The sequence below is a fragment of the Dictyoglomus sp. SSW genome (assembly GCF_055181335.1).
This window is the reverse complement of the sequence record NZ_CM143705.1, coordinates 93,470-106,198: the sequence shown is the minus strand read 5'-3', so window position 1 is coordinate 106,198 and position 12,729 is coordinate 93,470. Positions and strand designations below refer to the sequence as shown.

The 12,729-nt window shown below is 28.7% G+C and carries 11 protein-coding genes; 6 read left to right on the top strand and 5 right to left on the bottom strand.

Annotated features, from left to right (window positions below; genetic code table 11):
• Nucleotides 1–125 precede the first annotated feature (125 nt).
• Nucleotides 126–3,380, top strand: coding sequence for a hypothetical protein (locus ACY3JM_RS00465; RefSeq protein ID WP_463111416.1), 3,255 nt, complete (start codon nt 126–128; stop codon nt 3,378–3,380).
• A 2-nt stretch (nt 3,381–3,382) separates the two neighbouring features.
• Here ACY3JM_RS00465 and ACY3JM_RS00460 read toward each other — a convergent pair whose 3' ends face one another.
• Complete coding sequence (locus ACY3JM_RS00460; RefSeq protein WP_463111415.1) at nt 3,383–3,757, bottom strand: hypothetical protein; 375 nt, start codon at nt 3,755–3,757, stop codon at nt 3,383–3,385.
• A complete protein-coding gene (locus tag ACY3JM_RS00455; RefSeq protein ID WP_463111414.1) occupies nt 3,717–5,147 on the bottom strand; it encodes an ABC transporter ATP-binding protein in 1,431 nt (476 codons plus the stop codon). Before ACY3JM_RS00455 ends, ACY3JM_RS00460 begins: the two co-directional genes overlap by 41 nt.
• Before the next feature lie 232 nt (nt 5,148–5,379).
• On the opposite strand from ACY3JM_RS00455, the gene ACY3JM_RS00450 reads away from it, so the two are divergent.
• The 3 genes from ACY3JM_RS00450 (at nt 5,380) to ACY3JM_RS00440 (ending at nt 7,274) form a co-directional block, all read left to right on the top strand.
• The gene (locus tag ACY3JM_RS00450; RefSeq protein WP_463111413.1) at nt 5,380–6,429 is read left to right on the top strand and encodes a fibronectin type III domain-containing protein; all 1,050 of its coding nucleotides are present in this window, start codon (nt 5,380–5,382) and stop codon (nt 6,427–6,429) included.
• A gap of 99 nt (nt 6,430–6,528) precedes the next feature.
• Nucleotides 6,529–6,864 carry a nucleotidyltransferase family protein gene (locus ACY3JM_RS00445; protein ID WP_463111412.1) on the top strand — a complete coding sequence of 112 codons (336 nt, stop codon included), beginning with the start codon at nt 6,529–6,531 and terminating at the stop codon, nt 6,862–6,864.
• A 38-nt stretch (nt 6,865–6,902) separates the two neighbouring features.
• Complete coding sequence (locus ACY3JM_RS00440) at nt 6,903–7,274, top strand: ribonuclease toxin HepT-like protein (RefSeq protein ID WP_463111411.1); 372 nt, start codon at nt 6,903–6,905, stop codon at nt 7,272–7,274.
• Here ACY3JM_RS00440 and ACY3JM_RS00435 read toward each other — a convergent pair whose 3' ends face one another.
• Together ACY3JM_RS00435 and ACY3JM_RS00430 are read right to left on the bottom strand one after the other, a co-directional pair.
• Nucleotides 7,275–8,678, bottom strand: coding sequence for a peptidase associated/transthyretin-like domain-containing protein (locus ACY3JM_RS00435; protein WP_463111410.1), 1,404 nt, complete (start codon nt 8,676–8,678; stop codon nt 7,275–7,277).
• A gap of 87 nt (nt 8,679–8,765) precedes the next feature.
• A complete protein-coding gene (locus tag ACY3JM_RS00430) occupies nt 8,766–9,671 on the bottom strand; it encodes a choice-of-anchor Q domain-containing protein (protein ID WP_463111811.1) in 906 nt (301 codons plus the stop codon).
• Nucleotides 9,672–9,899: 228 nt separating this feature from the next.
• On the opposite strand from ACY3JM_RS00430, the gene ACY3JM_RS00425 reads away from it, so the two are divergent.
• Entirely contained in the window at nt 9,900–10,448 is a 549-nt protein-coding gene (locus tag ACY3JM_RS00425) for a hypothetical protein (protein WP_463082831.1), read from the top strand.
• A gap of 36 nt (nt 10,449–10,484) precedes the next feature.
• Nucleotides 10,485–11,138 carry a DUF7424 family protein gene (locus ACY3JM_RS00420; protein WP_463082830.1) on the top strand — a complete coding sequence of 218 codons (654 nt, stop codon included), beginning with the start codon at nt 10,485–10,487 and terminating at the stop codon, nt 11,136–11,138.
• Between the two features lie 39 nt (nt 11,139–11,177).
• Here the strand turns inward: ACY3JM_RS00420 and ACY3JM_RS00415 are convergent, their stop codons facing one another.
• On the bottom strand, nt 11,178–12,728 hold the full coding sequence (locus ACY3JM_RS00415) for a sigma-70 family RNA polymerase sigma factor (RefSeq protein WP_463111409.1): 1,551 nt from the start codon (nt 12,726–12,728) through the stop codon (nt 11,178–11,180).
• Between the last annotated feature and the right edge of the window lies 1 nt (nt 12,729).

Genomic DNA, 12,729 nt, shown 5'->3' with positions numbered 1-12,729 from the left:
AAGAGATGAAAATTTGTATTACTTGAATGTTTGATCCTATTACAAAGGAATTTTTATTGCTTATTAAATAAATGTTATATATAATAAGTTTTAGGATGAAACAAATTGAAAGTTAGGAGGGTATTATGAATAGCAAAGTTAAATACGAAGTGGATAAAGATAAAGATTTAACCTTTAATATATACAATTATAACTATGCATATCCTTTTTCCAGTTTCCTTCCTGGTATTTCTGGAATTATGGGTATTCCTATGTGGTGTTTTTATGTGAATAGAGCACAGTGTATTGCAAGTTTTGGATTTGAAAGTAAAGATGGTGCTATCCTTGAGTTTCATCCTGCTAATAAAGCTTATAGATTGACCCCTATATATGGATTTAGAACTTTTATAAAGATAAATGGAGTTATTTATGAGCCTTTTAGAGAATCCTTTGAAAATCAAAAATTTGAAAAAGAAAATCATATGAGTATTACACCATATGATCTTACCATATATGAGGTAAATAATACTCTTAATATTGCATGTAATGTAAATTATTTTACTCTTCCCAATGAGCCTATAGGAGCTTTAATAAGGGTATTATTTATTAAGAATCTTAAAAATAAAGATATTGATTTAGAAATTATTGATGGAATACCACAGTTTTTACCTTATGGACTTACAAATGAGGTTATGAAAAATATGTCCAGAACAATAGAAGCATGGTATCGGGTTGATAATGGAGAAAATAATGCTCCTTTTTATAGGTTATATACAACCTTTCAAGATGTAACTGAAGTTGAGATTATAAAAAATGGGCATTTTTACTTTTCCTTTGTAGAAGATAATAAACTTCTTCCTATAATTGTAGAGCCGTCTTTAATATTCTATCCAGCTGATGATTTTTCATATCCATTTAATTTTGCAAAGGAAGATTTTAAGATTAATACCTTGTTTTATGGTGATAGGACCCCCTCAGCTTTTTCTTATTCTCAAATTTCTCTTTCGCCTTATGAGGAAAAGAGTATTATCTCTATTATAGGAAGATCTGACTCTGTAGAGAGATTGAATTCCATTATTAATGGATATTCTAAAAAAGAGTTTATTGAAAGAAAAGCAGAAGAGAATGAGATACTTATAAGAAGTATTATTGATAATTCCTTTGTTTATAGTTCTTCAAAAGAATTTAATTCTTATGCTAAACAGAATTTTCTTGACAATATATTAAGGGGTGGTCTTCCTGTTACTTTGGATTATGGGGGTAAGAAAGATATAATTTATCTTTTCTCAAGAAAACATGGAGATTTGGAGAGAGATTATAACTTTTTTAGACTTGAAGCTAATTATTTTTCTCAAGGTAATGCCAATTATAGAGATATAAATCAAAATAGAAGAAATGATATATATTTCAATCCAAGTGTAGACTATTTTAATATATGGTATTTTGTAAATCTTATTCAACTGGATGGATATAATCCTCTTGTGATTAAAGGAATTAAATACTTGTTATCTGAGGAAAAATTAGATCAATTAAAAGACTGGTTAGATGAAGATATAGAAAAGGAGCTTTATGAGATCTTAAAAAGGCCTTTTATTCCTTATGATGTTATAAGGATTCTTGAAAAATACAAATATAGATTGAAAAAGGGGGATTTAATAGAGTTTATATCATTTCTTCTTACAAATTCTAAAAAGATTGAAGATGCAGAACATGGAGAAGGATATTGGGTTGATCATTGGTTCTACAATTTAGATCTTATAGAAAGTTATGAGTCTGTTTTTCCAGATAAAATGGCTAATCTACTTTTGGATTTAAATATCTTTACCTATTATGATAATTCAGAAATTGTTTTACCAAGAGAGGAAAGGTATGTTTTAACAGATAAAGGTGTAAGACAGTATAGATCACTAAAAAGGGATGAAGAAAAAGAAAAACTCATAAAATCCAGGAAGATAGAACCCAATAAAGTAAGGACAAAATATGGTAAAGGGGATATATATTATACTAACTTGATCTCTAAGTTGATCACCCTTGCAGTAGTAAAATATTCAACTCTTGATCCTGATAATGTGGGAATAGAGATGGAGGCTGGAAAACCAGGTTGGAATGATGCTTTAAATGGGCTTCCTGGACTTTTTGGATCTTCTGTAAATGAGACTTTTGAACTTAAAAGGTTAATTCTTTTATTAATAAGATGGATAGATAAATATCGTCTATCAGATAGAGAGATAAAAATTCCAATTGAAGTCATGGATTTGATTAATGGTCTTTTTGAAATTACAAAGAAAAATCTAATAGGGGAAATTTCTAATTTTAATTTCTGGGATGAAAGCTCAAAATTAAGAGAGTTTTATAGAGAAAGAACAAGATTGGGGATAAGTGGAGATGAGATAACAGTAAAGCTATCTGATGTTGTTGACAGGATAAAAGTTTTTTTAGAGAAAATAGATATAGGAATTGAGAAAGCATTTATTAAAGATAAAGGATTGTACCATACATATTTCTATTATGATCTAATAGATTATGAAATATTAGAAAAAGAGGGGAAGAAGGTAATAAAGCCTAAAAGATTTGAAAGAAATGAGTTACCTCTCTTTCTTGAAGGTCAGGTGCATTATCTAAAAGTAGAGAAAGACCCTAATAAAAAGAAGGAAATAATTAAGAGAATAAAAGAAAGTGATCTCTATGATAAGAAATTGAAGATGTATAAAGTGAATGAATCATTGAAAGATGCCCCATTGGAAATTGGAAGAATAAAGGCCTTTCTACCTGGATGGCTTGAAAATGAGAGTGTATTTCTCCATCTTGAGTACAAATATCTTTTAGAGATTTTAAGATCAAAAGAATTTGATACCTACTATGAGGATATGAAAAAGTGTCTTGTACCATTTATGAGCCCTGAAGTATATAAAAGGAGCATATTTGAAAATGTCTCTTTTATTGTGAGTAGTGCAAATCCTGATGAAAATTTGCATGGTGCTGGTTTTTCAGCGAGACTTTCTGGAAGTACAGCGGAATTTTATAACATGCTTATTCTTATGACATTAGGAGGAAATCCCTTTTATCTTGATGAAAATAATAGACTTTGTTTTAAACCAGAACCCTCAATTCCTAGCTTTTTATTTACAACAGATGATGAAGAGGTAACATATTTTGGAAATGGAAACGAGGAAAAGATATTTGTACCCAAAAATACTTTTGTAATAAAATTCTTTAATACTCTCATATATTTTATAAATCAAGAAAGAAAAGACTTGTTGGGTAAGGATATAAAAGTAAAGAAATATATATTGTATAAAAGAAATGGAGAAAAAGAAGAGATAAGTAAAGAAGTACTTGAGTATCCATACTCTCTTTATTTAAGAGATGGAGAATATGAAAAGATAGAGTGCATAATTTAAAATTAACTTTGCATATCTAACATATCTTGGTCATTACTTTCTTTAAATCCTTTTTCCCAAAGTTCCTTATATTTACCATTAAGAGATATGAGTTCTTCATGGGTACCTTCTTCTATAATTTTCCCATCATCAAGGACTATTATTCTTTCTGCTATTTTTATGGATGAAAATCGGTGAGCAATGATTAAAACAGTTTTATCTTTTAACTCCTCTTTCAATATATTTTGTAAGGTGTGTTCTGTTTCTGTGTCTAAGGCTAATGTGGCTTCATCAAGAATAAAAAGTCTTGCATCCTTTTTAAGTAGAGCTCTTGCAATGGCAATTCTTTGCCTTTCTCTACCCGATATTAAAATTCCTCTTTCTCCAATCTCTCTCAAAACCTATATTCTCTATAATAAAGTCATAGGCAAGACTATTTTTGGTAGCAGAAATGATATCTTCATCCTTTGCATTATAATTACCATATCTAATATTTTCCTTAATACTTTCAGGAAATAGGTATATATCTTGATTAGCAACAGAAATTTTTTCTCTTAAAGCTGATAGATCCCAATCCTTTATATCTACCCCAAAAATTTTTATTTTCCCTTTTTGAGGTTTGTATAGACCAAGTATAAGTTTAATAATGGTTGATTTGCCACTACCACTTTCTCCTACAATAGCCACCTTTTCTCCTCTTTTTACTTTAAAACTTATACCTTTTAATATTTCTTTTTCATCATATGAAAAATATATATTTTCAAATTCTATATCGTAATTACTTACTTTTTCTTCTTTTACATCTCTCCCTTTTTCATCTTCTTGATTTAATAATTCCTCTATTCTTTCTGAAGAAGATTTTGCCTTCCTATAGGAATTTATTACATTAGGAAGCACATTCATAGGAGCTAAAAATACATTAATAAGCTCTATAAAGGCAATAATTCCTCCAAGGGTTAATTCTCCTTTAAGGACTAAATTTCCTCCATAAAAGAACATAAGTACAAAAGGTATAATCTGTATCATTATTTTAATTGGTTCAGAAAGGACTTCAAATCCGGCTGAATTAAGTCCTGATTTAAAAGACTTTATCAATTCCTTTTCGTATTTATTAAAAAGTTCCTTTTCTAAATTAAAAACTTTTACCAAGGTTATGCCAGAAATCGAATCTTGAGCAACAGAGTTTACATCGCTAAGAGCTTCTTGTTGTCTTTTTGTATATTTCTCTACTGGTTTACTTATAATTAAGGCAAGGATTATAGATATAGGAATTATGGCAAAACAAAATAAAGTCAATTTCCAATTTATAGATATAGCAAGAATAATACCGAGAATAAAAGTAATAGGATGATATAAGAGGTCGTTTAAGGAGTTACTTAAAAAGCCTTGAATAAGGGAGAGGTCATTTGAAAGTCTTGATATATAATCACCAGTAGTATTTTTCTCTATATAACTAATATTCATATTTATTAACTTCTTACCTATATCATTTCTTATATCTCTTAATACATTTTCAGAGAATTTTCCTAAAAGATATGCTTTAAAGTACTCTAAAAATATTTTCGCTAACATTATTGACAAAATCATTGTAAATATCTCTATAAAAAGGTCTTTATTTTTCAGCAAAATAGCGTTTACAATATTCTTTTCAAGGCTAATGAGATATATGTTTGTGAAGGAAACAATAATAGAAAGAACTAAAGTAATAATAAGAAGTGTTATATTTTTCTTTACTATATGTAAAGTTTTATTTTTAAATTGTTTTCTTTTTATAAAAATTTCCTCCAATTTTGGCCTTTATTATTAATAATTTTAAAAATAAATTTTAGATTTTGTCAATATTAATTTTATAATTTTTAATAATTAACTTTAAAAATTATCTCAAAAAAGTGTGATCTATATCACTTTGCTAATTAATGTATTAAAGATAAAATATAATTAGAGATTAAAAATTTATAGTTGGGCCCCTTAAAACTATAACTTTTTAATCTCTAATTTATTTGAAAGGGAGGAGATCCTAATGAAAACCTCTATATTAAAGCTTTTTGGGATTATTTTTATACTCCTTTTTATAGCAGGTGGTTGTGTGACTAAACCTGCAGTTTCAAATCAGCCACCTCTTGCTCCTTCAAATCCAAATCCACAAGATAATGCAACTAATGTTCCAATTACAGTTACTCTTTCTTGGACATGTAGTGATCCAGATGGAGATAGTTTAAAATATGACATATACTTTGGAGATACAGAAACCCCACAACTTAGAGAAGAAAACTATACTTCTACAACTTATACTGTGGAAAATCTCAATTATAACACTACTTACTATTGGAAGATAGTGGCAAAAGATGGTAAAGGTGGAGTAAAATCTGGACCTATATGGAGCTTCACAACAGTAAGTGAAGGGACAATAATTCCTGTCTTTAAGGATAGTTTTGAAAATAATAAAACAAATAATGAATCTCAATATACAAGTCCTTACTATCAAGAGACTATATCATCAGTAAGGGGTATTACCTTTACACAAGGGGTGGTTGGTGATGGAGTACATCTTGATGCTCTAAATAGTTATATATGTTACAGTACTTCCTATATTAACCCAACAGAAGGAACCATAATGTTTTACTTTAAACCAGACAGCAATATGTATGAGTTTTATCAAAATTTAGAAAGTCACAAGGGTGGTTTTTTGATTGATACTGTAGGTTGGTTAGATGCATTTTCTGGTGCATTTTTTATTGCTGCTTGGTGTGACGGGGAAAATCACAATAATTTTTGGTCAGGTACATGGAGTGGTTATGGCTGGTCATATGCATACACAGATCCTATTTATACTCTTTCTCCAGATAAATTTTATAAAATTGCCTTTACATGGAGTCAAACTCAAGAAAAAATAAAACTCTATCTTGATGATGAGCTCATTGCAGAGGCAAACTATAATACTGCCTTAAATAATGAACAGCTATTCTTTATAGGACATAATCCATTTCAAAATTATTGGCCCTATGGAGCGCGTTCTTTAATGGGAACCTATGATGAATTAGAAATTTATGATGTGGCTCTCGAATTTTAATAGTTAGTAAATTTAAAATGGGGGAGATATGTTTATCTCCCCCTCATATTCAACTTTAATATATAATCCATAGAGCAGTTAAATTTATTATACTAAATCATGTTTGACATATCTATTTGGAAAGAAAAAATTCTAAGAGAAAAAGAAGAAAGAGAGCTAAAGAGGAAAAAGCTATTAAAGGAGATTATTCCAAAACTCAGAGATTATTTCGGAGATAAAGAAGTAAAAAAAGTTTATCTATTTGGCTCCATACTTATGGAGGATTATTTTTACGATTCATCTGATGTGGATATAGCTGTTGAAGGATTAAACGAGAATTATTTTAGGATTTTTTCCGATTTAGAGGATATTATAGGAAGAAAAATTGATCTTGTGGAACTTGAATATTGTAAATTTAAAGAAGAAATCTATAAGCATGGATTGAGAATAAAATGAAAAAGGAGAAAATTAGTTTACTTTTAGGATACTAAACAGTGCTGGAAAGAAAACAAAAGACTATTTACTTGGCATACAATCTACATAACCTTTATAATGCTTTTGAGGATTTATTTAGAGAGATAGCCAAAACCTTTGAAAATGAAATAGAAAACTTTGAATATTATCATAAAGAACTTCTAAAGAGAATGACTGTTGAGATTTATGGAATTAGACCCAAAATTTTATCAAAAGAAAGCTATGCTGTTCTTGATAAGCTTAGAGTTTTTAGACATATATTTAGACATGCATATACTTACGAGATTGTCCCTGAGAAGATTAATCTTTTAAAAGATAATCTCCTCAGGAACTGGGATCTTATAAAAAGAGACTTGTATAATTTTAAATCTTGGCTTAAAAGTATTTTATAATTATAAAGAAATCTTATATAGATAAATGTCCATATTTTGGTCTTGTATTAAATATCCTAAAAATATAAAGTAAATATCTTTCTCACTTATAACATCAGTTATAAAATTATTAAAATCTTTTCTTTCCACAATTTCTCCAACAAAATTCCAATTTAAATCTAACTTAAGGATGTAGGAATTATTAATTTTGTTTTCATTTACATATCCTGCCAATATATAGTTTTTAGAATTTTTTGCTATAGAAGTAACATAAGTATCTCTTCCCTTTTTGGAATAATTTTTCCTAATTAATACATCTCCCTTATCGTTAATGTATACTAAGAAAATTCCTTGTTGTAAATTTTTATACTCATTGCCAACTATTACATAACCTTGTGGACCTGCAATTAGAGCCTTTCCATAAACAGGTCCCTCACTTTTAATTTCTTTGTTCCATATTAAATTGCTGTTTCTATCTATTCTATAATAGGTAGCATAAGATGGTTTATCTGCTGGTGTAGTTGACCCAACAATTATGTAGTCTCCATTTGATGCTTGAATGACTTTTTCAAAATAATCCTCACCTTTATCTCCATAGACTTTATCCCATATTTTTTCACCATTTTTGTTAAATTTAACTATGTAATTATCACTCTTTATTGATTCTTTGTTTCTTATCCTTACAAGTCCTACAGCTACAATTTCTCTCTCCTTGGTTATAATAAAGTTCTTTATCATTTCATCCCAATCAGATCTTCCATAATTCTTTTCCCATATAATTTTTCCATTACTATCTAATTTTAAAAGATATATATCATGGCCTTTATCTTTGTTTATTGCTGTTGCAGTTACTATATATTCATTGTCATTTATATCTACATATGCATTAAGCAGATCTTCACCAATAGAATATGTTCTTCCCCAAACTTTTCTGCCATACTTATCTACCTTCAATAAATATAAATAGCTTTTATTTGAATTTATGGGAGTTAGTTTTCCAGATATTAAATAACATGAATCATTAGTTAGCTTTATAGAAAAGGGGAATTCTTGATCAAAATTTCCAAAGTATTTTTTAAATAACTCTGATAAAGAAATACTAAAATCTATTTGATTTGTTCCAGCTTTAAGAATTACTGGTCTTCTCAGGACTATAGATTTCAAATTGGGTTCATAAACATCTATTGTAAAAGTTTCTTGTTCTCCAACTATCGGAATATTTTTTATTACATATCTACCATCCTCATCGCTAATACCTATGCAATCTGTTCCTAATATTCTTATTATTGCTCCTTCAATTGGTTTTCCATCATCTTTATGATATATGTTTCCTTCTAATTTTGCATATGAAAGATTAGTTTGGCTAAAAGAAAAGGTCAGCAAAAGAATTATTAATAATGGAAATACAAAATATTTTTTGGACATTTTTCCTCCTAAAATTTAAATATATATTATTTTATAATAAAAAAATTTCAAAAACAAGAAAAAGTAAAAAATTCAAAAAATTATTAATCATTTTTCATAGGCACCCATATCAACGCCCTTACCAATAGGACGAGGTTTATTATCTAAATCAGTAGTAGGAGCACCATCTAATGTGCCATTATCAATTGCAGGACTTCCATCTTTTAGGTGATAGTCACCTAAATTTCCAAATGCAGTTTTAATAAATAATGGATCACCGTATAAATTGCCTTTTCCTATGTTATTAACCTCTTTTGCCCCATATGTTTTATTTAAATGCTCAATAACTCTTTCAGGATGTTTTGGCATATAAAATAGATTGTTTTCTATTTTAAATTTAACAGAATTTCCTAAGAAAATTGGGGAATTTGGACCCCTTGCGCTTAATATATTGTTTTTCATTGTTAGAATAATTGGTATGTCAGGGTAGTCATATTGAACATACATAAGATAGTTATTACCAATTTCGTCATCAACAGTAACATTAATTATTAAAAATGAAGAATTGCTTTTTTCAGTAGATATTACAATAGCTGACCATGGGGTAATTTCTCTTTTTCCATCTCCTCTTCCATATATGAGAGTATTTTCTATTTTACTATTATCGCCCCACAATTTTATACCATCACATGAATTATTAGCTACAATACAGTGATGTATATAAGTATTTTCAGCTTTAGAGTCAATACCGTCGCCTCTATTATGCTCAACTAAGGTATTTGCTATTTCTATAGGTCCATTAGAGGTTTCAATACCAAATCCGTCTGGTCTATCATAAGGACCTGGTCCCCTTTTTCCTTGATAATAATGGCCACTATAAGAAAGAATGCATCTATTTATTAGAACATTTTGCCAACCACCCTCCTGACCTTCAGGTCCTCCAATACATCCAAATCCACAATAGCTTATCTGAGAGTTTAAAATCTGAATTCCATTAACATCTGAGATATTTATTCCAAATTCATCTATATAATATTATTTACTGGACCATTTATATCCATAGATGCTTTGTAAAACCCAAAATTTATTAAGTTCATTTTAACATAAAAAATAAAAATTTGACTTTTAAAAAACAGAAATTAATCTTTCATTTTCCATAATTAAATTCTTTTTTACATTTTTCTATAAGGTCAGGTTTTGACCCTTTGACTGGTTATTATTAATTACAGGAGGTGATGTAAAATGAAGAAATATTTAATAATATTTATATTATTCTTACTTTTAGCTATTTTGTCAGGATGTAGTTTGTTGCCCCATGCAAAGGTAAAGATGCTTTATCCGGTGGAGTCTGAAAATCTTTATTTTGAGGATGATTTGATAAAAATAAGCTTTGTATTTTACGAAAACAAGATATATTATGAATTGGAGAATAAGATAAGCAGTGAATTGCAAATTAATTGGCGTAACGCAACCTTTACTTACTCATCAGGAAAATCTACTTACTTAGCGTGTTTTAACCCAGATGATGTTTATTACTATACATGTTACAATCCTTTTTATGTAAGTAATATTCTTCCTTATGGGAAAGTTAAAGCATATATGATTCCTTATGACCTTTTGGAATATGAATATGATAGCTATTTGGGCAGTTATTATTATTCTATAGAAGGAGAAATATATTCTGAATTTAAGAGGGGAATTTATAATGTAGGAATAAAGATTCCTGTATATATAAAGGATTCAGCAAAAACAATTACATATAGTTTTATATTTAGTATAGAAGTGATGTAGGAGTATAATAAAAAAATTAATTAGGGGGTGGGTTTATTGAAAAAGCTAATAATGGTTTCTTTGATTATATGTCTTTTTATCACATTATCAGGCTGTAAGTTGGACATCTCTTCAGATATTTATCTTAGTGACCTATATGATTTTGTTAATGATAGTAAAACTGATATGATTTGGGTTAATTCATTGTTGAGACTTGAAATTGTCTCTAAGGATACTTTCAAGGAAAATAAGGATGAAATTACCAGTGTATTAGAAGAGTATTTTGATAATGTAGAAAATGTAAGGTATGAAGAGAATAATCTTCAAAGCTTTTATGTGGCAGATATTGAAATTCCCCTTACAAAAGGTGAAGAAGTAGAGGATAGGGTAATATCATTTTCTTTTAAGGATGATAATCTATATGTTAACTTCAACAATTCTCTTTTTGAAGGGCTAAACAGTAGTATTTTTAATAAATTCTATCAATCAATTGAAATAAATGATTTGTCTATTGAAGTAATGCTTATAAATGATCTGAAGAGAGACGTGAGTATAGAATTGCAAGGAGTATATGTAAATTTAAAGCCATATCCATTTTTGAAGAAGTTAACAATGAAAAACAGAGATAAAATGATGATAAGATTTTCTAATGTTTTAAGGGATTATGTGGCTCAAGAAGGGAAAACAGCCTTTGTAAAGATAGTTTGGTAAAAAAGATTATAGGGTAGCAAGTAGTTTAAACTTGCTACCCTATTTTAGATATTTTCTTTTTGAAGGATGCTTAAATTTCTTTATAATTTTTGCCTCTATCTGTCTTACCCTTTCTCTTGTTATTCCAAATATTTTACCTATTTCTTCGAGGGTTTTGGGAGTTCCATCTTTAAAGCCAAATCTTAGGTATATAATTTCTCTTTCTCTTTCTGATAGAGTATTTAATAACTCATCTATAATCTTTTTTATAAATGTTATTTCCATTTGGGAGAAGAGGTCATAATTTTGGTCGTTATTAGGTAAAATGTCATCTATAGTTAATGTAAAATCTTCGTTTTGGTCTATTAAGGGATAGATACTCTCAAATTCCTCCTCTGAAAGATTCTCTATTTGAACATCGTATGGAATAGTTGTAAAATTACAATCCATGAGAGACTTTAATGAATCTCTACTATATCCTGAGTATGTTGATAATTCGTGGATAGTTGGTTCTCTATTTAACTTTTCCATAAGTATTTTTCTACATCTTTTAATATAATTTATCTTTTCTTGAAGATGGATAGGAACATAAATTGTTCCACCCTTTTCTGCAATAGCCCTTGTAATTGCTTGTTTTATCCACCACGTTGCGTAAGTAGAGAATTTATAACCTTTTCTCCAATCAAATTTTTCAACAGCGTTTATGAGACCTATGCATCCTTCTTGTATTAAGTCTGAGAATTCTAAACCTCTTCCTTTATATCTTTTTGCAATAGAATATACTAATTTGAGATTGGACAGTATTAACTTTTCTTTTGCTTCTTTATCTCCTTGTTCAACTCTTTTAAATAATTCTTTTTCTTGAATAGGAGAGAGTAATTCATATTTTGAGGGGTCTTTAAAATGAATCTCCTCAAGATCATCTTTGTGTTCTTTAAGTTTAAATTTACTTTTCTTAGGGAAAACTTGTTGGGGTTTTGTTTGTGCTTCTTCTTGCTCTTTGCTTTTTAAAAAGTTATTAATCTCATCTAATAGGCTTTCTAAGTATAAATCATTCTCGTCCATTGATTTCTTCAAATATTTTTTTATATATTTATATCCTTTCTCAGAAAGTTCCCATATACCACGAGGAGAATCTCTTTTCATCAAGCCTTCATGTACTAATATCAGTCTACACCAATCTACATTTTTAATCCATCTTACAGTTCCTGAGGGTAATAGTTCTTTATCCTTTTGGGTTAATAGATCATTTAATTTTTTTTCTAATTTTTTATGGACCTCTAAGGCGGGGGCTTTACCTCCTAATTCATATAATGTGAGAAGTATATGGAGCCTAAAAAAAGCTTTGGGAGTTATTTCACCTTTAATTCTATTACCTTTTTCTTCATATTTAGAAGGTGATTGGGAGTTATTAACAAGATTTTTTAGCTTTAAAGCAGTAGATTCTAATTTTTTTGAAATATTCATAAGCTCTTTATTGGTTTTTTCTATTCTTTCTATGAAAGACAATATAATTTCTTGAATTTCTTCTTTATTTTCTTCATATTTGTTTAGAAATTCATCTATTTCACTTAACAGATTTTCGAGTTCCCAAAAATCTGAGTCCATCATT